This window comes from Shinella kummerowiae, from assembly GCF_009827055.1.
Lineage (GTDB): Bacteria > Pseudomonadota > Alphaproteobacteria > Rhizobiales > Rhizobiaceae > Shinella > Shinella kummerowiae.
Window position 1 is genome coordinate 107,771 of the sequence record NZ_WUMK01000009.1, and the last position, 20,945, is coordinate 128,715.

Genomic DNA, 20,945 nt, shown 5'->3' on the forward strand with positions numbered 1-20,945 from the left:
CGTCGCCCGCCGGAAATCCGGTCGAAGGATCAGAGAAGGCTGTCGATGAGGGCCGACATGGAGTCAACCGACATGTCTCCCGAATAGCGCTTGCCGTTGATCAGGAAGGTCGGGGTCGCCGCGACGCCGAATTCCTTGGCACCGCGTTCCCGTACCGCGTTCACATCATCCAGAAGCTTCTGGTTCGTCAAGCAGGCCTGGAAGCTCTCCTGTGTAAAACCGGCGAGTTTCGACATCTGAAGCAGTGCTTCGCGGCCATCCTGCGCGGCGGCCCAGGTTTCCTGCTGCTTCATGAGCATCGAGATCATCGGGTAATACTGCGCAGCTTCGGTGAGCTTCGTGGAATCCTGCGGCTGGCAGCGGGCCAGCATGAAGGCAGCCGCGGCGCGCGGATCGAACGGGAATTCGCGCACGATGAAACGCGCCTTGCCGCTATCGACATACTTCGCCTTGATCGCGTCGAAGGTGTTGTTGTGGAAGGCCGCGCAGTGCGGGCAGGTCGTCGACATGTATTCGACGATGGTGACGGGGGCGTTCGCCTCGCCCAGAATCATGTCCGGCAGCGCGCCCGGCTTCAGCACTTCCGCCATGTCGACATCGCCTTCGGCGGACGGAACCTCTGCCGCAGGCTTCTGAGCCGTCTCGGCCGGGGTCGTGGTGGTGGTCGTCGTCGTGGCGGTTTCGGTCGTCGTGCCGGTAGACGTCGCCGGCGTCGAGCTTGCGCTTTCGCCGGTGGTCGTCTGGCTGGTCTCGGGAGCCTTGGCGGTCTCCTCCTTCTTCTCGTCGGAGCAGGCAGCCAGCGTCACGGCGAGCGCCGCAACGGCAGCGCCGGTCAAGAGGCGCTTCATCAGGCTCATTTCGGAAAGGGACATGGTCTCTCCTGTCGGAAGGAATAGGGAATTCTTTGGTCCATCGATGCAAGTCCGAACGGAAAACCACTTCGCATGCGGAATTGCTCTCGGCACTCCCGTTATACCTGCTTTGGGGCAGGAACAAGCGGAGTTGACGCCAGTAACTTCAAAGAATTGTGACCGTTCGATGGTTGCTCACGGTGCTTTGCGCGGCATTCCAAGCACCGCCGTGCCGAGGCGCTTCAGCGCCGCCTTCAGCGCCTCGCCCTCGATGCCCTCGACAAGATCGTCGAGATGGCGGGCCGCTGCACCGGTCAGCGGGCGCGGCTTGGGCTTGCGACGCGGCTGTGCCGCCACCGGTTTCTGCACGATCCTGACCTGGCTGATCGCCGGGAAACCGAAGAAGCCGTTGATGCGCTGGATGATCTCGCCCTGCTGGTGGCTGAGGAACAGGGCGCGCGCCCCCTCGCAGGCGATCGTCAGCACGCCCGGCTGGTAGCCGCCGCTCTCGCCCGCCATCTCGGAAGCGCGGCGCGGCCAGGAAATGCGCTCCGGCCGCGTGCAATCGGCAAACTGGCTGCCGGCGATCTCGTCCCACGAGCCAAGCAGCATCGTATTGATGCCGGCGCGTTTCGCCAGCACCGGATCAATCAGCGCGTTCGCCACTTCGCTGATCTGGACGATGCCGCGTCTCGCTTCCTTGGCCTTGGTGTTCACGCTTTACCTTGACTCTCTGTTACGCAATTCGCCACAGGCCAAACCGCGTTCCACGCCTTTGCCGGACTTGCCGGCAGGGAAAATATTCCTGTTTTTACCGCGAAGCACTTGAAGATCGCGGATCACTCCGCCAGTTATAGGCGCTCCGACCCTATTCAGGCAAATGATGACCCAAGCCCACCGGACAGCGGCGCCCGCCGACCTGCTTCTTGCCTGGTACGACCGGCATCATCGGGACCTGCCCTGGCGGGTGAGCCCGCCGATGGCGGCGCGCGGCGTGACGCCGGATCCCTACCGCATCTGGCTTTCGGAAGTCATGCTGCAGCAGACAACGGTGCAGGCGGTCAAATCCTATTTTGCCCTGTTCACCTCCCGCTGGCCGACGGTGAGCGATCTCGCCAGGGCCGACAACGAAGACGTGATGAAGTCCTGGGCGGGGCTCGGCTATTACGCGCGCGCCCGCAATCTGAAGAAATGCGCCGAAGTGGTGGCCTTCGAGCACGATGGCATCTTTCCCGATACCGAGGATGGGCTGAAGGCGCTGCCCGGCATCGGCGATTATACGGCGGCGGCGATCGCGGCCATCGCCTTCAACCGGAAAAGCGCCGTGCTCGACGGCAATGTCGAGCGCGTCATTTCGCGCCTGCACGCCATCACGACGCCGCTTCCCGCGGCAAAGCCGGAAATGCGGGCACTGGTGGCCGCCATGACGCCGCCGGACCGGCCGGGGGATTTCGCCCAGGCGATGATGGATCTCGGTGCGACGATCTGCACGCCGCGGCGGCCCGCCTGCGCGCTCTGTCCGCTGAATGCGAGCTGTCGCGTGCTCGGGCGCGAAGACCCGGAATTGTTTCCGCGCAAGGCGGCGAAGAAGGAGAAGCCGGTGCGACTGGGTGCCGCCTTCATCGCCGAAGACGAGACGGGTGCGGTTTTCCTGCGCAAGCGGATCGAGAGCGGCCTGCTCGGCGGCATGACGGAAGTGCCGGGCAGCGCATGGACGGCGCGCGTCGATGGCGAGACGGGAACCGAGGCCGCACCCTTTCAGGCCGAGTGGCAGGCCTGCGGCACCGTCACCCATGTCTTCACGCATTTCGAGTTGCGCCTCTCCATCTACCGTTCCAAGGTGCCGCGCAATGCCGGCGCCGGCGGAGGCTGGTGGCAGGCAAAGGACACGCTCGACGGCGAGGCACTGCCGACCGTCATGAAGAAGGCAATAAAACAAGCGATACCGGACGCGTTTTCAGGCGGTAGGCAATAGGAATTGGGCAATAGGGGGAGAGCGATCACTGCCACCTACTGCCTCTACCTACTGCCGAGTTCCCAATTCCCAAGACACACGAGGACAGCATGAGCAGCATCGAAATCAGACACATCGTTTTCGACATCGGCAAGGTGCTGATCCACTACGACCCGCATATCCCTTTCGCCCGCCTGATCCCCGATGACGCCGAGCGCAACTGGTTCTTCGCCAATGTCTGCACGCACGACTGGAACCTCGAGCAGGACCGAGGGCGCGACTGGGCGGCGGCGGAAGACCTGCTGATTGCCGAACATCCCGAGCGCAGCGAACATATCCGCGCCTTCCGCAAATGCTGGCATGAAATGGTGTCGCACGCCTATGTGGAGAGTGTGGCGATCATGGAAGCGCTCATTGCCGAAGGTCGCGACGTGACCATGCTCACGAACTTTGCCGCCGATACGTTTCGGCAGGCGCGCCAGCTCTACCCCTTCCTCGACATGCCGCGCGGCGTGACCGTTTCCGGGGAGATCGGCCTCATCAAGCCCGACCTTGCGATCTACGAGAAACACGCGAAGGATTTCGGCCTGTCGCCCGCCCATACGCTGTTCATCGACGACGCTCCGGCAAATGTGGTCGGCGCGCGAAACGCCGGCTGGAATGCCGTGCAGTTCACGGATCCGGAGAAGCTGAAAAGCGACCTTGCGGCGCACGGCATTGCGCTTTGATTGAGGGGGCGCGACGTACGTAGCGGCATCTAAACCGAAACGCCCGGAGCTTTGCGGCTCCGGGCGTTTTCACCTTTCCGGGACTGAAGGTACAAAAACCGGAAAAGCGATATCCGGCCTGCCCGGCCGGTTGATCGGCCCTGGCTTTCCGCAACGATTTCCGTTGCTTGGCCTGACGTGTTTACCAGATCACAGTAAGCGCTTGATGGTTAACATCACCTGAATCGCGCCCGTGGAAGTTGGGGGGATCGCGTCAAATGACGCGTGCACCCTCCCCTCAAAAGCCACAGCCCCCGGTGCAGGGAACACCGGAGGCCGCGGCTGGAGAAACCGTTTTGTCGTCGAGAGGTCTATTCGATGCCGGCCATGCCGGCGCGCACGATAGTGCGCAATGCATCGATCGGCTTCAGCGTGGCACCGTCCGCATAATGCCAGAAGGTCCAGCCGTTGCAGGCGTCATACCCCTGAACGCGCGCGCCGACGCGGTGGATGGAGCCGACATCGTTGCCTGCCGCGAGCGTGCCGTCGGCACGCACGATGGCGCTGTAGCGGCGACGTTCATCGGTCAGCACCGTGCCGGGGGCGATCAGGCCGCTTTCGATCAACGTGTTGAAGGCGACGCGCGGTTCGGCCTTCTTGCCGGTCATCACGGACAGCATGCCGCTGCCGAGTTGTTCGACAGCGTCGATGCGTTCACGCGCGGCGTCGATATAGGCCTGCTCACGTTCGATGCCGACGAAGTGGCGGCCGAGGCGCTTGGCGACAGCGCCGGTCGTGCCGGAGCCGAAGAACGGGTCGAGTACCACGTCGCCGGGCTTGGAAGAGGCCATCAGGATACGGGCGAGCAGCGCTTCCGGCTTCTGGGTCGGGTGCACCTTCTTGCCGTCGGCATCCTTCAGGCGCTCGCCGCCGTTGCAGATCGGGAACAGCCAGTCCGAGCGCATCTGCACGTCGTCGTTGGCGGCCTTCATCGCATCGTAGTTGAACGTATACCCCTTGGCCTTCGGGTCGCGGGTCGCCCAGATCATCGTCTCGTGCGCGTTCTGGAACCGGCGGCCCTTGAAGTTCGGCATCGGGTTCGCCTTGCGCCAGATAACGTCGTTCAGGATCCAGAAATTGAGGTCCTGAAGCGTGGCGCCGACGCGGAAAATGTTGTGGTAGGAGCCGATGACCCAGATCGTGCCGGACGGCTTGAGCACGCGGCGGCAGGCGAGCAGCCAGGCGCGGGTGAAGGCATCATAGGCCTCGAAGGAGGCGAACTGGTCCCATTCGTCATCGACCGCATCGACCTGCGACTGGTCCGGGCGCGTGAGCATGCCGCCAAGCTGAAGGTTGTACGGCGGATCGGCGAAGATGACGTCGACGGACTGGTCTGGCAGAGCCTCAAGGGCTGCAACGCAATCTCCCTTGATGATCGAGTCTAGCCAACCGCTTTTGCGGGGCGAACGGGAGACGTCTGCAAGCGAAAGAACAGATGGCATTTGATACTCGCTGATACGCTTACTCGGAGCTGAACTGATCCTCATGGTTACCGAAGATGGTTACCAAAGACTGAAAGGATTGGAGAAAAAGCGATATTCGTTCCGCGGTGGGACCTTCGGCGGAATTCAAGCAGCCGCGAATAGATGGTGCGTCCCACCCGTCATTCGATGAGCATGCCGCGCCCTGCCGGCGTGAACGACCGGGTTTGCCGGCAGACCGAGGAGAGCGATGTGCGACTGAGAGCAGCCTTCATGCTTCTGGCGGGGCTTCTAGCCGCCACCGAGACGATCGCCGCCGACAAGACAATGATCGTGCTCGACGCGTCCGGCTCCATGTGGGGGCAGATCGACGGTCGCGCGAAGATCGACGTTGCCCGCGAGACGCTGGGCACGGTGCTGAAATCCGTGCCGGTGGGTACGGAACTCGGCCTGATGGTCTATGGCCACCGCGAAAAGGGTTCCTGCAGCGATATCGAGCTTGCCGTGCCGCCGGGTGCGGGCACCGGGGATGCGATCAATTCCTTCGTCGCGGGCATCAACCCGAAGGGCAAGACGCCGATTTCGCACGCCGTCGAACAGGCGGCCGATATCCTGAAATACACCGAGGACAAGGCGACCGTCGTGCTGGTGACGGATGGGCTGGAGACCTGCGAGGCGGATCCCTGCGCGCTTGCCTCGGCACTCGAAAGCAAGGGCGTCGACTTCACCACCCACGTCGTCGGCTTCGGCCTGACGGAAGAGGAAGGCAGGCAGGTCGCCTGCCTTGCCGAAAACACCGGCGGCAAATATTTCCAGGCCTCCGACGCGACACAGCTCGTCGCGGCGCTGACCGAGACGGTGGCGGAAGCGCCGATGTCGAAGCCTGCGCAGGAGGTGGCGGTCGCCGAGCCCGAACCGGAGCCGGTGCCCGCAATCGAATTCAACACCGAACTCGACAGCGTGCTTGCAGAGGGCGGCCCGTCGCTTGGCGACAACAACGATGTGTTCTGGCAGATCTTCAAGGCGGACGCGAACGGCCAGCCCGCCGGCGACACCGTCGAGACCCAGTACAAGGGCAAATATTCCGGCAATTACCCACCGGGCAAATATGTCGCGGTCGCGACATTGCAGAGTTCGATCAAGCGGGAGGTCCCCTTCGAGGTAAAGGACGGCGCGGTGGCAAAACCCTTCGTCAACTTCGATGCGGGTCTGCTGACGATCAAGCCGAAGCGGACACCGCAGGATGCGGAAGCTGATGGCAATGCGGCTGTCCAGATCGCCTTCGGCGACTATTCCACCACCTATTACGGCACCGCGAAATTCTATGCTTCGGCCGGCGATGTAACGCTAAACGGCTCCATCGGCCCCGCCAAGGTGACGGAGACCGTCACGGTCAAAGCCGGGGAGACGATCGAACGAGACCTCGTCATCGGCTCGGGCATCGTGCTCAACAAGGCGATCTATGCAGAAGGCGGGCCGGAGGTCGATTCCGGCGACACGTTCTTCGAGGTGGTCGCCGCCAACAAGAGCATTGACGGCACCCGCAAGGTCGTCGCCTACAGCTATGGAACCGGAACGAAACTCGATGTCCCGCCCGGCGACCATGTGCTGACGGCGAAACTCGGCTCGGCGACGGGCGAGATCCCGTTCAGCGTCAAAGCCGGCGAGATGACGGAAGTCACCGTCAACCTCAATGCCGGCGTGCTGGCGATCACCGCACCCGGGGCGAACTTCATCGAAATCATCAGTGCCGCGAAGGATATCCAGGGCAACCAGAAATCGCTGTCCTACAACTATGGCACCGAGTGGCAGGACACACTGCCGCCCGGCGACTATGTCGTGCGCGTGAAATATGAGGGCGACGTGGCGCCGAAAGAGGCGAAGGCGACGGTGAAAGTTGGAGAGCGGTCGGAAGTGGCGGTGCAGTAGCCGCGAACATGATGGGAAGTCCATACGACACTCCTCACCGTTGTCATCCTCGGGCCTGACCCGAGGATCCATGCGACAAGGTTAGTGTTTGCCGTGTTGGTGGATCCTCGGGTCGAGCCCGAGGATGACAATGGTGAAGGTTGAGGGCCTTGTGAACGCAACACCGAGGCGTTCGGAACGAAGTGGAACGACCGGACGTGAGCGGGCCACTTGCTTTCACGCCGCATGAAACGCCCGGCTATCCTCCGGCGCCTGATCCCGGTCGTTCAACCCATAATCCCGCACCACGCTGGCGATGCGCAGCCGGTAGGCGTCGAATACGCCGTGGCGGCCGAGGGATTGGGCGGCGCGGTGTTCCTCGGTCGTCCGCCAGGCCTTGACCGCCGCCTCGTCGCGCCAGAAGGAGAGCGAGAGCAGGCGCGTCGGGTCGGTGAGGCTCCGGAAGCGTTCTATCGAAAGGAACCCGTCGATGCCGTCGAGCAGCGGGCGGAGGTCGCGCGCGGTTTCGAGGTAATAATCCATGCGACCGGGGGCCGGCACCACTTCGAAGATCACGGCGATCATGGCGTCACCTTGGGTGCATGCGGCAGCGAGACGTTTTTGAGGAAGATGCGGTCCTCCTTCAGGATGAAGCGCTCGCTGCTGGCGAAGTCGTAGTTTTCGCGGCCGAGCGGATCGGAAGCAAGCCGGGCGCGATAGGCCTCGTAGGCGGCAAGATTTTCAATGTTGTAGACACCGTAGGCCGTGGTGGCGGAGCCCTCATGCGGGCCGAAATAGCCGATCAGGTCGGCGCCGCAGCGTGGGATCGCCTGGCCCCAGTTGCGGGCATAGGTGGCGAAAGCATCCTTCTTGAACGGGTCGATCTTGTAGCGGATGAAGCAGGTGATCATCGTCATTTCCCTTTGTCTTGCGCGATCCCGGAGGCAAAACCGCTCGCGCACATTGCTGGAATTGCCTCGTTTGAGACACCCGCTTTTCCCATATTGCCCGACATGAATGCTTCGGCTAACATCGAAGTATGAAGGAAGGCCCGGACATTTCCCAGATCGGCGCGCTCATCGGCGATCCCGCGCGCGCCAACATGCTGACCGCGCTGATGGGCGGCCAGGCGCTGACGGCGACCGAGCTTGCCGGTGCCGCCGGCATCACCCTGCAGACCGCAAGCTCGCACCTTTCCAAGCTGGAGGCAGGCGCGCTGATCGCCCAGCGCAAGCAGGGCCGGCACCGCTATTTCGCGCTCGCCGACGACGAGGTCGGCCTGCTGCTCGAAAACATCATGGGCTTTGCCGCCAATCGCGGGCACCTGCGCACGCGCCCCGGCCCGAAGGACCCGGCGCTGCGCAAAGCGCGCGTCTGCTACAACCACCTCGCCGGCGATTTCGGCGTGCGCATGCTGGACCGGCTGGTGGCGGATGGCGACGTGACGCTGGACGGCGACGATGCCGCGCTGACTCAATCCGGCGAGGCCCGCATCGCCGCCATCGGCATCGACGTGCCCGCCCTTCGCGCCCAGCGTCGCCCCGTCTGCCGCACCTGCCTCGACTGGAGCGAACGGCGCTCGCATCTCGCTGGTTCGCTGGGCGAAGCGCTGCTCGGCCGCTTCATCGCCGACGGCTGGGCGAAGCGCGAGAAGGACAGCCGCGCCATCCGCTTCACGGCCGAAGGCGAGCGGCGGTTCGTGGCGCTGTTTCCCTGAACGAGAAAGGGCGGCCCGAAAGCCGCCCTTCAAACGCCTGCGACGCAAGACCCGTTTACAGGATGAAGTCCCCGTTCAGCAGCGTCATGGCGTCATCGAGGTGGATCGAAAAATCCGCCTTCTTGTCGCCGTTCACGTCACCGTGGATATAGGTATCCGAGGCCGTCCTGTCGTAGATCAACTGTCCGGCCTTGCCGGTAAAGCCGCCTTCGTTCGCGATGAAGGCAAAGGCCTGGTTGCCTGCGACCGTCGTGTTGGCGTCGATCGCCGACAGATTGATGCGGTCGCCCCTGACGAAATCGTGGATCGTATCCTGGCCGCTGGCGGCGACGGTTGAGTCCTTGATCGACGTGAAGACGAACGTATCGTTTCCGGACCCGCCAATGAGATCGTCGGCGCCCAGACCGCCATAGACCTTGTCCTGGCCGCCGCCGGCGGAAATGAAATCGTTGCCGCCCTTGCCGTTCAGCGTGTTCGCCCCGTCATTGCCACGCAGGATGTTGCGCACATCGTTGCCGATGCCGGAGATGGCGGCCGTGCCTGTCAGGCTGAGATTTTCCTGGTAATCGCCGAGGCGCCAGGTGACCGATGACCTGACCGTGTCCGTGCCGGAATCGGCGTATTCGAACCGGAGGACATCGTTGCTGTTGTCGATGATGTAGGTGTCATTGCCGGAACCGCAGACGAAGGTGTCGGCGCCGGTACCGCCATCAAGATAGTCATTGTCGGCGCCGCCATCCAAGTAGTCGTTGCCCGAGCCACCGGAAAGTAAGTCGTTGCCCGCCCCGCCCTTGATATCGTCATTGCCGGCTTCGCCGTAGAGACGATCGGCACCATCTGCCTTCGCGTAGAGATCGGCCCCATTCATGATGTCGTTGCCGGCGCCGCCGTAGAGAATGTCGGCACCGTCGCCGCCCTCCATGTCGTCGTCACCGCCACCGCCATAGATCAGGTCGCTACCAGCCTCGCCGTAGAGGTCGTCGCTGCCGGTTCCGCCATTCAGCGTGTCGTTGCCCGTGCCGCCATAAAGGCGGTTCAACGACTGCGCGGCATAGGTCACGCCCTGGATATCGGCCCAGAGAACATCGTTGCCGGCGCCGCCATAAAGGCCATCGCCACCGATGCCGCCGACAAGCAGGTCGTTGCCTTCGTCGCCGTAGAGCTGGTCGGCGCCGGCCTGCCCGTAGATCCGGTCGTTGCCGTTGCCGCCGTAAAGGGTATCGGACGCACCGTTCCCGCTGGTCTGCCAGTTCGGTTCGTCGGTACCGCAATCGCCGAAAATACGGTCGTCGCCATCGCCGCCATAGGCCACGTCGCCTTCGGTGTAGTCGTTACCATTGTTGTAGATGTCGCCGAAGATGGTGTCGTTGCCGCCATAGCCGCGGATTGCACCCTTGTGGCTTGCGCTGTCCATGTCGCTGGCATTGTCGTAGGTTCCATCGCCCAGAACGCGCGCGGTGCCCCACAGAACGTCATCGCTGTTGGTGCCTTTGATCTTGCCATTCGGATCTCTTGCCATTTCGATCTCCTGGTAGAACGGGTGCCGTCAATGGCTGCACTATAGGGCAGCGACCCGACGCCCATGTTCCCAGGGTAACAGCGCGGGGCGGCAAAACACAACTCGACCTTGCGAAAACCGCAACACAAGGTTGCCGCAAAACAGCCCTGCCAATCTGGCAATTGTCGCCTTCGGCCCTTTGGTGTAGGGAAGCCGCGCTTGCCGGGCGTATCGGTGCTCCCAAAGGAAAGACGACGACATGGACGGTTTCGACCTCATCATTTTCGACTGCGACGGTGTTCTGGTCGATTCGGAAATCATCGCGGCGGAGGTTGAATCCCGGCTTCTGACGGAGGCCGGCTATCCGATCGGCGTCGAGGAAATGGGCGAGCGCTTTGCCGGCATGACCTGGCAGAACATCCTGCTGACGATCGAACGCGAAGCCTCCATTCCGCTTTCGGCCTCGCTGCTCGACAAGTCGGAAAAGCTGCTCGACGCGCGGCTTGCCGCCGAGGTGAAGGTGATCGACGGCGTCAAGCTGATGCTCTCGCGCATCCGCAAGCCCTATTGCATCTGCTCGAATTCCTCCTTCCACCGCCTCGACATGATGCTGTCGAAGGTCGGCCTCAAGCAGGTTTTCGCGCCGCATATCTATTCCGCCAAGGATCTCGGACCGGACCGCGTCAAGCCGAAGCCGGACATCTTCCTGCACGGCGCCAAGCAGTTCAACGCCGATCCGGCACGCACGCTGGTCATCGAGGATTCGGTGCATGGCATTGCAGGTGCGCGCGCCGCCGGCATGCGCGTCGTCGGCTTCACCGGCGCCTCGCACACCTACCCTTCCCATGCCGACCGCCTGACGGAAGCCGGTGCGGAAACGGTGATCTCGCGCATGAGCGAGCTGCCGGGTGTCATCACGGCGCTTGCCGAATGGCAGGAAGCGATCTGATCTAGGCAGTAGGCAGTAGGCAGTAGGCAGTAGGCAGTGACATGAGGCTGACGGAAAGCGACGTCAATCTCTATTGGCTACTGCCTAATTCCCAACCTCTTACTTCGTATTGTACGGACCTTCGTCGAAGCCGACATAGACCTTCGTGAAGCCGCCGGAACCGCCTGGCAGGGCGACATTGGCCTGCGTGAAGACGAACTGGCCGGTCGTCGTGTTGATCGAGTGCTGCACGAGTTCGGAATAGAGCGTCGTCTTTTCGTCCGTCGCGGCGACCCGGATCGGCACATTCACCGTACCACCCGTACCGGCCGGCCCCTCGACCACGCGGCCCTGCACCATCACGGTCACGACGAGCTGGTTTTCGTTCAGCACGCACTGGCGCGTCGTATCGGCGAGCGTCACCTGATAGAGCAGCTTTTGCGGATCGTCCTTGGCGCCCTTGGCATAGCGACGAAGCACCGCCGTGCCATCCCGCAGATAGACCTGCGGGCACGCCCCCTGGACGACCGCCGTTCCGGTCTGCTGCTGGTGTGCGGTCTGCACGCCGGACGGGTCAGTCGTCACGCCCATATTGGCATTGTCGGTCTGGTTGCAGCCGGCGACGACAGCAAGAAGGGAGATGCCGAGAAAGCGGCGGATATTCAGTCCAAACACGTTACTTGTACCCCTGCGATCAGGCCCCGCCCCCGGCGACCAAGCCTTTCGGAACTCTTTTAGCGGGCCTTTTCACGACCCTAGGCGATGGTCTATAGCAGCGGCGTGGCGAAAAATCGATTGTCGAATGAAACCGCCCGCAGAATTTCGGACAAGCCCGTTTCAACGGGCATGACGCAACGGCATTGCCACGATCTGCCGCAAAGAGACCTGCGGCATGCGTGGCCTTTCGGGTAAGGTCGGAAGGACGATGGCAGCACAGCGACCGAACGACCGGCGGACGTTACCCTCCGCAAATCCCAACAATTCCAAGGACCTTTGAACGTGGATTATGTTTCGACACGGGGCGAGGCCCCTTCCCTCGGTTTCTCCGATGCGCTTCTGGCGGGTCTTGCCCGCGACGGCGGCCTCTACGTGCCGCGCGAATGGCCGACCTTCTCGAAGAAGGAAATCCGGGCGCTGCGCGGAAAATCCTACCAGGAGATCGCCTTCACCGTGCTGACACCCTTCGTCGAGGGTGACATTCCCGCCGACAAGTTCCGCGCGATGATCGACGAAGCCTATGCCACCTTCCGCCATCCGGCGATCGCGCCGCTGGTGCAGACCGGGCCGAACGCCTTCGTCCTCGAACTCTTCCACGGCACGACGCTCGCCTTCAAGGACGTGGCGATGCAGTTGCTCGCCCGCCTGATGGACCATGCGCTTGCCGTGCGCGGCGAGCGGGCCACCATCGTCGGCGCCACCTCGGGCGATACCGGCGGGGCGGCGATCGACGCCTTTGCGGGCCGCGAGCGTACCGACATCTTCATCCTGTTCCCGGAGGGCAAGGTCTCGCCGGTGCAGCAGCGCCAGATGACCACGTCCAAGCAGAAGAACGTGCACGCGCTTGCCATCCAGGGTAATTTCGACGACTGCCAGGACCTCGTGAAGGCGATGTTCAACGACACGAAGTTCCGCGACCGGATGAAGCTTTCCGGCGTCAACTCGATCAACTGGGCGCGCATCATGGCCCAGATCGTCTATTACTTCACCAGCGCCGTGGCACTCGGCGCGCCGGATCGCAAGATCTCGTTCACCGTGCCGACCGGCAATTTCGGCGATATCTTCGCCGGCTACGCCGCCAAGCGCATGGGCCTGCCGATCGACAAGCTGGTGATCGCCACCAACGAGAACGACATTCTCGCCCGCACGCTGAAGACCGGTCGCTACGAGATGAAGGGCGTGAAGGCTACCACCTCGCCCTCGATGGACATCCAGATTTCCTCGAACTTCGAGCGCCTGCTGTTCGAGGCCAGCGATCGCGATGCCGGCGCGGTGCGCCGCGCCATGGCGAGCCTCAAGCAATCGAGCGCCTTCGACATCGAGCCGCACGCGCTGAAGACGATCCGCAAGAAATTCCGCGCCGGCCGCGCCTCGGAAAAGCAGGTCGCCCAGACGATCAAGGACACGCTGAAGGACACCGGCTACCTGCTCGATCCGCATTCGGCAATCGGCGTCTTCGTCGCCGCCAAGCACGAAAAGCCCGGTTCGCCAATGGTTACGCTTGCCACCGCCCACCCGGCAAAATTCCCTGCCGCAGTAAAATCGGCCTGCGGTATTGACCCGGCGCTTCCATCATGGCTTGCTGATCTGATGCAAAGGGAGGAGCGTTTTGACGTGCTGAGTTCTGAACTCGACGTCGTGGAAGCCTTCATCGGCGACCATTCGCGAATCCGGGGCTAGGGCAATTCCGGAAGCGGTTTCGTCAGGGATTGTGTGATCACAGGAGGGCATGTCCAGTCTCCAGGCGAGCGGACATGCTGAAACGCAGAAAGTGCGCATGATGAAAGTTGAGTGCACCCGGCTTGCTTCCGGGTTGACCGTGGTGACCGAAAACATGCCGCATCTGGAGAGTGTCGCTCTCGGCGTGTGGATCAAGTCCGGGTCGCGAAACGAAACCACGGACGAGCACGGCATCGCCCACCTTCTGGAACACATGGCCTTCAAAGGCACGGAGCGCCGCTCCGCCCGGCAAATCGCCGAGGAAATCGAGAATGTCGGCGGCGAAGTCAACGCCGCGACATCCACGGAAACCACCTCCTACTATGCCCGCGTCTTGAAGGACCATGTGCCGCTCGCGGTCGATATCCTCGCCGACATCCTGACGGAATCCGTCTTCGACGAGGACGAGCTTCGCCGCGAGAAACACGTCATCCTGCAGGAAATCGGCGCGGCGAACGACACGCCCGACGACGTGGTCTTCGACAAGTTCTCCGAAGTCGCCTACCGCGACCAGATCATCGGCCGCGCCATCCTCGGCACGCCGGACTCGGTGCTCTCCTTCACGCCCGGTGAAATCCGCCACTATCTCGACCGCAACTACACGACGGACCGCATGTTCGTCGTCGCGGCCGGTGCCGTGAACCACGACGAGTTCGTGCGCCAGGTCGAGGACCGTTTTTCGAGCCTGCCGACCGCGCCGAAGATCTCGCCCGTCTTCGAGCCCGCCCGCTATACCGGCGGCGACATCCGTGAGACGCGCGACCTCATGGACGCGCAGGTCCTGCTCGGCTTCGAAGGCAAGGCCTATCACGCCCGCGACTTCTACTGTTCGCAGATCCTCGCCAACATCCTCGGCGGTGGCATGTCCTCCCGCCTCTTCCAGGAAGTGCGCGAGCATCGCGGCCTCTGTTACTCGATCTACGCCTTCCACTGGGGCTTTTCCGATACCGGCATTTTCGGCATCCATGCCGCGACGGGCGGCGAGAACCTGCCGGAACTGATGCCCGTCATCTTCGACGAACTGAAGAAATCCTCGGACACGATCGAGCAGCAGGAAATCGAGCGCGCCCGCGCGCAGATCCGCGCCCAGCTCCTGATGGGTCAGGAAAGCCCGGCCGCCCGCGCCGGCCAGATCGCCCGCCAGATGATGCTCTACGGCCGCCCGATCCCCAACGAGGAACTGATGGAACGCCTCGCCGGCATCACCATCGAACGCCTCACCGACCTCGCCGGCCGCCTGTTCTTCGACACCGCCCCGACGATCTCGGCGATCGGACCGCTCGACCATCTCGTGCCCACCGGCGACATTGCGCGCTCACTTGCGCGCGGGACCGTGCCGGAGCGCGCGGCGGGCTGAGGGGACCTCCCGGCCCCGTCGCCAACACGCCCGCCTGACAGCCGACCAGCGGGAGCTTGGGATATCGACGCCATGCTTGCGCCTGGCCGCGATATTCGATTGACGCAAAGCCGCTTTTCATCGAGTTCTTACGGATCATCGTATCCATGACTTGCGGATCCCCACATCCATGAAAAGCGTCCTACCTTTCACGCATGATCGGCCGGAAAAACGACGTTCGGTTCCGGCACGGGCAATGCTTATCCTGTTCGCGCTCCTCATCCTGTTCCCTGTTCTGTCGGCACCGGTATCGGCGCAGGTTTCGACGCCCACCCCCGAGAAGGTCGACCAGTTGCTTGGCCTGCTCGACGATCCCACGGTCAAGGAATGGCTGGCCGCCCGGCGGGCGCCTACGGCTGCTGCCGCAGAAGATGCAGCGGTGCCGCCGGCGGATAGCGACCAGGGCATGATGTCGTCGGCGCTCGACCGCGTGAAGACGCACCTGACGCGGCTTGCACATGCCTGGCCGCTCATGCCGCAGCGTTTCGATACGGTGCGCCAGGTGGTCATGAAGGATGTCGGCGAGAGGGGCGGCCTGAGCGTCGTTGCGCTGGTCGCGCTCTTCGTCGGTGTCGGGGCCACCCTGTCCTACATCGCCTTTCGTCTGTCGCGCCCCCTGCGTCTCTGGGTCATCGCGCAGGACATGGAAACGCCGCAAGGCAGGGTCGGCAAGTTCGGCGGGCGTTTCCTGGTCGGCCTGCTCATGCTGGGCGGTTTCACGATCGGCAGTGCCGGGGCGTTTCTCCTGTTCGACTGGCCGCCCCTTCTGCGCGAGATCGTGCTCGCCTATCTGACGGCGGCCATCGCGATCTGGGCGATCCGCATTGTCGCGCGTGTCGTCCTGCTGCCGTCTTTCATGGGCGTGGTCCGCGCGCGCGAGGTGCGCGCCTTCAACATCAGCGACGCACGCGCCGATCACTGGTATCGCTGGATCGTCATCTTTTCCGCCGTCGTCGCGGTCGGCGCGGCGACGATATCCCTTCGTTCGCGCTTCGGCTTCGCGCCGGATGACGTGCTCGCTCTCATCGTGCCTGCCGACCTTGCCCTGCTGGTCATCGCGCTGCTGGCCGTCTGGAAGCGGCCCGTGGCGCAAGCCGAGGATCAGGAGCGTCCCGGCCTCTTCAGCCACAAGGCGACGTCCTGGCTGCTCACCGTCTATCTTGTGCTGCTGTTCCTCGTCCGCGTCAGCGGTGCCAACGTGGCCTTCTGGTTCGCTGTGGCGGCCGTCGCCGCACCGATGGCCATTATCGTGGCGACGCATTCCGTCAATTACGTGCTGAGGCCGCCGCGAGGCGACAGCGGCACACCGCCCCTTCCCGCCGTCACCGTCGCGGTCGTCGATCGCGCCATCCGGTTGAGCCTGATCGTGCTCGCCGCCTATCTCCTGGCAAAGGTATGGGGCCTCGACATGTCGAGCATGGCGGAAACCAGCCCGCGCATGACCCTCATTCTGCGCGGCCTGCTCAATGCGGCGGTCATCGTGCTCGGGGCCGATTTCGTATGGTCGATCATCAAGGCGGTCATCCAGCGCAAGATCGGCGTCCAGGCGCCGGTCGCGATGCACGATGGGGAAGCTGCGCCGGTGCTCGATCCGCAGCAGGCCCGCTTGCGCACGCTGTTGCCGATCCTGCAGAACATCATGCTCGCAATCATTCTCGTCATGGCGGTCCTGATGGTGTTGTCATCGGTCGGAATTCAGATAGGGCCGCTGATCGCGGGCGCGGGCGTCGTTGGCGTGGCCGTCGGCTTCGGCGCCCAGACGATCGTCAAGGATGTGATCTCCGGCGTGTTCTATCTGCTCGACGACGCCTTCCGGGTCGGGGAGTACATTTCCACCGGCAAGTTCAGCGGCACCGTCGAGAGCTTCTCGTTGCGCTCCGTGAAGCTGCGCCACCATCGCGGGTCGCTCTACACCATTCCCTTCGGGGAGCTGGGTGCCGTGCGCAACGGAAGCCGCGATTGGGCCACCGACAAGTTCAACATCACTGTCGGCTTCGAAACGGACCTCGACTTCGCGCGCAAGCTGATCAAGCGGATCGGGCTGGAACTGGCCGAGGACCCGGAATACAAGCCCTGGATCATCGAGCCGATCAAGTTGCAGGGCGTGCAGGAATTCGGTGAATACGGCATCGTCCTGCGCATCAAGGCGACGACGCGTCCGGGCGGCGCCTTCGGCATGAAGCGCAAGTTCTATCTGCGCGTTCGCGAGGTCTTCAAGCAGAACGGTATCGAGCTGCCCGTACCCACGGTGCACATCCAGGGCCATTCGGCGGGAGCCCCCCCGATCGACCCGGAGAAGGAAGCAATGGCCGCGCAAATGCATCTGCAACGCCGGAAAATCGACCCGGCGGCTTCCGAGGAGCAGGCTTGAAAAACCGAGCGGCGGCAGTGAGATACCTTCGGGGCCGCAAGCCATTTGACGCCGTCGCGCCTGCTGTCATACTCTCAGCGGCAGGCGTGTCTCACGGCTGGTGTGCGCGGAGGAATGGATGACACGATCGGTTTTTCGGTTTCTGTCGCGGCAGTCCGACACCGTCGAGCTTGCGAGCGATCGCCATCTGCTGCGCCTCCCCCGTTTCAACGATTATCGCCAATGGTATGCCCTGCGGTCGGGCAGCCGGCGGTTCCTCGAGCCGTGGGAACCGACGTGGCGGGGGGATGAGCTGACCGAGAGTTCCTTTCGTGCCCGCGTCGTGCGCAATGAACAGGAATTTTCCTCCGGCCAGGCCGTGCCGCTGCTGATTTTCGAGCGGGGGGAAAACACCCTGCTCGGCGGGCTGACCGTGGGCTATATCCGCCGGGGGGCGGCGCAATGCTGCATGATCGGCTACTGGATGGGCGAGCCCCATGCCGGACAAGGCCATATGTATGGTGCCCTGAAACTGGCCATCCCCTATATCTTTTCGAGCCTTCAGTTGCACCGTATCGAGGCAGCCTGTATTCCAGACAATACAAGAAGCATCCGTCTCCTTGAAAAGGCCGGCTTTCAGCAGGAAGGCTACCTTCGGGAGTATCTGAAGATAAACGGGGAGTGGCGCGACCACGTGATGTTTTCGCTTCTGGCGACCGGCAGGTGACCCGAGCAGCACGCGACGCGACAGGACTGGGCAGTACCTAAGGACAATGCGCTTTCAATGACGTCTTCATTCGTGCTGCAAACGCTGCGTGTCAGCCGCTTGCTCGCCCTCATGCTCCTCGCAACGATGCTCTTCGCCGGCATGCTGGCAGGGCGTGCGCTCGCGGTCGAGCCCGTGAAAATCTCGCGTGACGACACCGCGCTCGACCTCACCGCCACCACCGAGATCTATACCGGCCGGGGCGAGGCCTTCCAGGTCTCCACCGCGCCCGGCACGGATGGCATCGTGCGGCGCATCGAGGTGCGCGCCACGTCGCCGGATCACCAGGGCGACTGGGCCGTCTTCGCGCTCGCCAACGTGTCGGAAGAGCAGATCGATCGTCTGATCGTCGCGCCGCATTTCCGTCTCGTGCAGTCGAAAGTCTTCTGGCCGGACCTTGGCGCCAAACGCATCATCTCGATCACTCCGAGCCAGGGTTTTGCGCTCGACCGGCAGCCGAGCGAGGAAGCCGACGTCTTCCGCATCACGCTCGATCCCGGTTCCGTCGTCACCTTCGTCGCCGAGCTTGCCACGCCCGACCTGCCGCAGATCTATCTCTGGCAGCCGGATGCCTACAAGGACACGGTCAACGCCTTCACGCTCTATCGCGGCATCGTGCTCGGCATTGCCGGCCTGCTGGCCGTGTTCCTCACCATCCTGTTCGTGGTGAAGGGCACTTCCATGCTGCCGGCAACGGCGGCGCTTGCCTGGGCGGTGCTCGGCTATATCTGCGTCGATTTCGGCTTCCTGTCGAAGCTCATCAGCGTCACGGCGGGGGATGAACGCATATGGCGCGCGGGCACGGAGGTGTTTCTGGCCGCCGGCCTTGTCGTCTTCCTGTTCACCTATCTCAACCTCAACCGCTGGCACGCGCATCTGTCCTATGCGACGCTCGCCTGGATCCTCGGCCTCGGCCTGCTGTTCGGCGTGGCGATCTACGATCCGCCGATCGCGTCCGGCATTGCCCGCCTCTCCTTCGCGCTGACCGGCACGGTCGGCATCGTGCTGATCGCCTATCTCGGCTTCAACCGCTATGACCGCGCCATTCTGCTGGTGCCCGCCTGGGCGTTGATCCTCGTCTGGTTGTTCGGCGCGTGGCTGACGGTGACGGGCCAACTCAACAACGACATCATCCAGCCGGCGCTTGGCGGCGGGCTCGTGCTCATCGTCCTGCTCATCGGCTTCACGGTGATGCAGCATGCCTTTGCCGGCGGCGCCTACAGCCAGGGCCTGTTTTCCGATCTCGAGCGCCAGTCGCTGGCGCTGACCGGCTCCGGCGATACAGTCTGGGACTGGGACGTGGCGCGCGACCGCGTCGTCACCATTCCCGATATTTCCATCCAGCTCGGCCTTGCCCCCGGCGTCATGCATGGGCCGGCGCGCAACTGGCTGCCGCGCCTGCACCCGGACGACCGCGACCGGTTCCGCGCAACACTCGACGTGCTGCTGGAACACCGCAAGGGCCGGCTCAACCATCAGTTCCGCGTGCGCGCCGAGGACGGCCACTATCACTGGCTTTCGATCCGCGCCCGGCCGGTGCTCGGCGCCAATGGCGAGATCATCCGCTGCGTCGGCACGATCATCGACATCACCGAACAGCGCAATTCCGTCGACCGCCTGCTGCAGGACGCGCTGCACGACAACCTGACCGGCCTGCCGAACCGCCAGGTCTTCCTCGATCGCCTGCAGGCGATCCTCGCGCTGACCGCCAGTTCCGAGACCGTGCGCCCGACGGTGCTGACCATCGATATCGACCGCTACAAGCAGGTCAACGATGCGCTCGGCATTGCCGCCGGCGACAATATCCTGATCGCGCTGACGCGGCGCCTGCGCCGTCTGCTGAAGCCGCAGGACACGCTGGCGCGGCTGGCCGGCGACCAGTTCGGCCTGATCCTGATGTCCGAGCGCGACCCGGCCAAGGTGGCGGATTTCGCCGATGCGGTCAGCAAGGCGATCATGGTGCCGATCAATTTCGGTGGCCGCGAGATCATCCTGACGGCGTCGATCGGCCTCGTCTCCTGGGTCGACCAACAGGAGGACGCGCAAGGCCTGCTGAACGATGCCGAGCTTGCCATGTACCGGGCGAAGAAGGCCGGCGGCAACCGCGTGGAACCGTTCCGCCCCGCCTTCCGCACCTTCGGCGCCGACCGGCTGCAGATCGAGACGGACCTGCGGCGCGCCATCGAGCGCAAGGAACTCTCCCTCGTCTACCAGCCGATCGTGCGGCTCTCGGATGCCGAGATCGCCGGTTTCGAGGCGCTGATGCGCTGGGATCACCCCAAGCGCGGCAACATTTCGCCGACCGAATTCATCCCGATCGCCGAAGCCGCCGACCTGATCGGCCAGCTCGGCCTGTTCGCCTTCGACAAGGCGGCGAGCGACCTGATGGACTGGCAACTCCAGACCGGTGAGCTGCCGGTCTTCGTCTCTGTCAACGTGTCGAGCGCGCAACTGCTCAACAACGAACTCTACAACGACGTGCGCGCCGTGCTCGCCAAGACCCGCTGCGAGCCGCAGAAGATCAAGCTGGAACTGACCGAATCCGTCGTGATGGAGAATGCGGAACAGGCCCGCCTGATCCTCACCAAGCTGAAGGATGTCGGCCTCGGCCTGGCGCTCGACGATTTTGGCACGGGCCACTCGTCGCTCTCCTACCTCACCCGATTCCCCTTCGACACGATCAAGATCGACAAGGCGCTGGTGCGCGACGGTTCCGACAAGCGCTCCGTCCTACTACGTTCCGTCATTTCCATGGCGCGCGAGCTGGAAATGCAGGTCGTCGCCGAAGGTATCGAATCGGAAGAGGATGCGATCGAACTCGGGAATATGGGCTGCGAGTTCGGCCAGAGCTACCTGTTCGGCCCGCCGATCGGCTACGGTTCGGTTCTACGGCTGCTGAAGGAGCGCTTTCCGCTGATGAAGCGGGCGTGAGTTGCCAATAGATTTCAATTCG

General features: G+C 63.4%; 17 protein-coding genes. 10 read left to right on the forward strand and 7 right to left on the reverse strand.

What is annotated here, in order from left to right; translation table 11 throughout:
• Nucleotides 1–29: 29 nt before the first annotated feature.
• Nucleotides 30–872, reverse strand: coding sequence for a DsbA family protein (locus GR138_RS22670; protein ID WP_160861537.1), 843 nt, complete (start codon nt 870–872; stop codon nt 30–32).
• Nucleotides 873–1,046: 174 nt separating this feature from the next.
• On the reverse strand, nt 1,047–1,568 hold the full coding sequence (locus GR138_RS22675) for a DciA family protein (protein WP_160861538.1): 522 nt from the start codon (nt 1,566–1,568) through the stop codon (nt 1,047–1,049).
• Nucleotides 1,569–1,731: 163 nt separating this feature from the next.
• On the opposite strand from GR138_RS22675, the gene mutY reads away from it, so the two are divergent.
• Both mutY and GR138_RS22685 read left to right on the forward strand, forming a co-directional pair.
• Nucleotides 1,732–2,826: an A/G-specific adenine glycosylase gene (mutY, locus tag GR138_RS22680; RefSeq protein WP_420853699.1), complete on the forward strand. Its 1,095-nt coding sequence runs from the start codon at nt 1,732–1,734 to the stop codon at nt 2,824–2,826.
• Nucleotides 2,827–2,915: 89 nt separating this feature from the next.
• Nucleotides 2,916–3,533 carry an HAD family hydrolase gene (locus GR138_RS22685; RefSeq protein ID WP_160861540.1) on the forward strand — a complete coding sequence of 206 codons (618 nt, stop codon included), beginning with the start codon at nt 2,916–2,918 and terminating at the stop codon, nt 3,531–3,533.
• A gap of 350 nt (nt 3,534–3,883) precedes the next feature.
• Here the strand turns inward: GR138_RS22685 and GR138_RS22690 are convergent, their stop codons facing one another.
• Nucleotides 3,884–5,014: a site-specific DNA-methyltransferase gene (locus GR138_RS22690; protein WP_160861541.1), complete on the reverse strand. Its 1,131-nt coding sequence runs from the start codon at nt 5,012–5,014 to the stop codon at nt 3,884–3,886.
• Nucleotides 5,015–5,245: 231 nt separating this feature from the next.
• On the opposite strand from GR138_RS22690, the gene GR138_RS22695 reads away from it, so the two are divergent.
• Nucleotides 5,246–6,922 carry a vWA domain-containing protein gene (locus GR138_RS22695; RefSeq protein ID WP_338091142.1) on the forward strand — a complete coding sequence of 559 codons (1,677 nt, stop codon included), beginning with the start codon at nt 5,246–5,248 and terminating at the stop codon, nt 6,920–6,922.
• Between the two features lie 216 nt (nt 6,923–7,138).
• Here the strand turns inward: GR138_RS22695 and GR138_RS22700 are convergent, their stop codons facing one another.
• The gene (locus tag GR138_RS22700) at nt 7,139–7,486 is read right to left on the reverse strand and encodes an antibiotic biosynthesis monooxygenase family protein (protein WP_160861542.1); all 348 of its coding nucleotides are present in this window, start codon (nt 7,484–7,486) and stop codon (nt 7,139–7,141) included.
• Complete coding sequence (locus tag GR138_RS22705; RefSeq protein WP_160861734.1) at nt 7,483–7,812, reverse strand: NIPSNAP family protein; 330 nt, start codon at nt 7,810–7,812, stop codon at nt 7,483–7,485. Before GR138_RS22705 ends, GR138_RS22700 begins: the two co-directional genes overlap by 4 nt.
• A gap of 128 nt (nt 7,813–7,940) precedes the next feature.
• On the opposite strand from GR138_RS22705, the gene GR138_RS22710 reads away from it, so the two are divergent.
• Nucleotides 7,941–8,618 (forward strand): ArsR/SmtB family transcription factor, encoded by a 678-nt coding sequence (locus tag GR138_RS22710; protein WP_160861543.1) that lies wholly within the window; start codon nt 7,941–7,943, stop codon nt 8,616–8,618.
• A 55-nt stretch (nt 8,619–8,673) separates the two neighbouring features.
• On the opposite strand, the gene GR138_RS22715 is transcribed toward GR138_RS22710, so the two are convergent.
• Nucleotides 8,674–10,137 (reverse strand): calcium-binding protein, encoded by a 1,464-nt coding sequence (locus GR138_RS22715; RefSeq protein WP_160861544.1) that lies wholly within the window; start codon nt 10,135–10,137, stop codon nt 8,674–8,676.
• A 238-nt stretch (nt 10,138–10,375) separates the two neighbouring features.
• On the opposite strand from GR138_RS22715, the gene GR138_RS22720 reads away from it, so the two are divergent.
• A complete protein-coding gene (locus tag GR138_RS22720; protein ID WP_160861545.1) occupies nt 10,376–11,065 on the forward strand; it encodes an HAD family hydrolase in 690 nt (229 codons plus the stop codon).
• A gap of 99 nt (nt 11,066–11,164) precedes the next feature.
• Here GR138_RS22720 and GR138_RS22725 read toward each other — a convergent pair whose 3' ends face one another.
• Nucleotides 11,165–11,719 (reverse strand): hypothetical protein, encoded by a 555-nt coding sequence (locus tag GR138_RS22725; protein ID WP_160861546.1) that lies wholly within the window; start codon nt 11,717–11,719, stop codon nt 11,165–11,167.
• 324 nt (nt 11,720–12,043) lie between these two features.
• Here GR138_RS22725 and thrC point away from each other — a divergent pair, with 324 nt between their 5' ends.
• The 5 genes from thrC to GR138_RS22750 all read left to right on the forward strand — a co-directional run bounded on the left by thrC (nt 12,044) and on the right by GR138_RS22750 (nt 20,923).
• The gene (gene thrC / locus GR138_RS22730; protein ID WP_160861547.1) at nt 12,044–13,441 is read left to right on the forward strand and encodes a threonine synthase; all 1,398 of its coding nucleotides are present in this window, start codon (nt 12,044–12,046) and stop codon (nt 13,439–13,441) included.
• Between the two features lie 97 nt (nt 13,442–13,538).
• On the forward strand, nt 13,539–14,837 hold the full coding sequence (locus tag GR138_RS22735) for a M16 family metallopeptidase (RefSeq protein WP_202402784.1): 1,299 nt from the start codon (nt 13,539–13,541) through the stop codon (nt 14,835–14,837).
• A gap of 235 nt (nt 14,838–15,072) precedes the next feature.
• A complete protein-coding gene (locus GR138_RS22740; RefSeq protein ID WP_160861548.1) occupies nt 15,073–17,247 on the forward strand; it encodes a mechanosensitive ion channel family protein in 2,175 nt (724 codons plus the stop codon).
• Between the two features lie 118 nt (nt 17,248–17,365).
• Nucleotides 17,366–17,953 (forward strand): GNAT family N-acetyltransferase, encoded by a 588-nt coding sequence (locus tag GR138_RS22745; protein WP_160861549.1) that lies wholly within the window; start codon nt 17,366–17,368, stop codon nt 17,951–17,953.
• A gap of 111 nt (nt 17,954–18,064) precedes the next feature.
• Nucleotides 18,065–20,923, forward strand: coding sequence for an EAL domain-containing protein (locus GR138_RS22750; protein ID WP_246200648.1), 2,859 nt, complete (start codon nt 18,065–18,067; stop codon nt 20,921–20,923).
• The last annotated feature ends 22 nt before the right edge of the window (nt 20,924–20,945 follow it).

What these genes read in the sequence shown, in the direction of transcription:
- GR138_RS22670 (WP_160861537.1), bottom strand. Translation starts at nt 872, where the DNA reads ATGTCCCTTTCCGAAATGAGCCTGATGAAGCGCCTCTTGACCGGCGCT.
- mutY (WP_420853699.1), top strand. Translation starts at nt 1,732, where the DNA reads ATGATGACCCAAGCCCACCGGACAGCGGCGCCCGCCGACCTGCTTCTT.
- GR138_RS22685 (WP_160861540.1), top strand. Translation starts at nt 2,916, where the DNA reads ATGAGCAGCATCGAAATCAGACACATCGTTTTCGACATCGGCAAGGTG.
- GR138_RS22690 (WP_160861541.1), bottom strand. Translation starts at nt 5,014, where the DNA reads ATGCCATCTGTTCTTTCGCTTGCAGACGTCTCCCGTTCGCCCCGCAAA.
- GR138_RS22700 (WP_160861542.1), bottom strand. Translation starts at nt 7,486, where the DNA reads ATGATCGCCGTGATCTTCGAAGTGGTGCCGGCCCCCGGTCGCATGGAT.
- GR138_RS22705 (WP_160861734.1), bottom strand. Translation starts at nt 7,812, where the DNA reads ATGATCACCTGCTTCATCCGCTACAAGATCGACCCGTTCAAGAAGGAT.
- GR138_RS22710 (WP_160861543.1), top strand. Translation starts at nt 7,941, where the DNA reads ATGAAGGAAGGCCCGGACATTTCCCAGATCGGCGCGCTCATCGGCGAT.
- GR138_RS22715 (WP_160861544.1), bottom strand. Translation starts at nt 10,137, where the DNA reads ATGGCAAGAGATCCGAATGGCAAGATCAAAGGCACCAACAGCGATGAC.
- GR138_RS22720 (WP_160861545.1), top strand. Translation starts at nt 10,376, where the DNA reads ATGGACGGTTTCGACCTCATCATTTTCGACTGCGACGGTGTTCTGGTC.
- GR138_RS22735 (WP_202402784.1), top strand. Translation starts at nt 13,539, where the DNA reads ATGATGAAAGTTGAGTGCACCCGGCTTGCTTCCGGGTTGACCGTGGTG.
- GR138_RS22740 (WP_160861548.1), top strand. Translation starts at nt 15,073, where the DNA reads ATGCTTATCCTGTTCGCGCTCCTCATCCTGTTCCCTGTTCTGTCGGCA.
- GR138_RS22745 (WP_160861549.1), top strand. Translation starts at nt 17,366, where the DNA reads ATGACACGATCGGTTTTTCGGTTTCTGTCGCGGCAGTCCGACACCGTC.
- GR138_RS22750 (WP_246200648.1), top strand. Translation starts at nt 18,065, where the DNA reads ATGCTCCTCGCAACGATGCTCTTCGCCGGCATGCTGGCAGGGCGTGCG.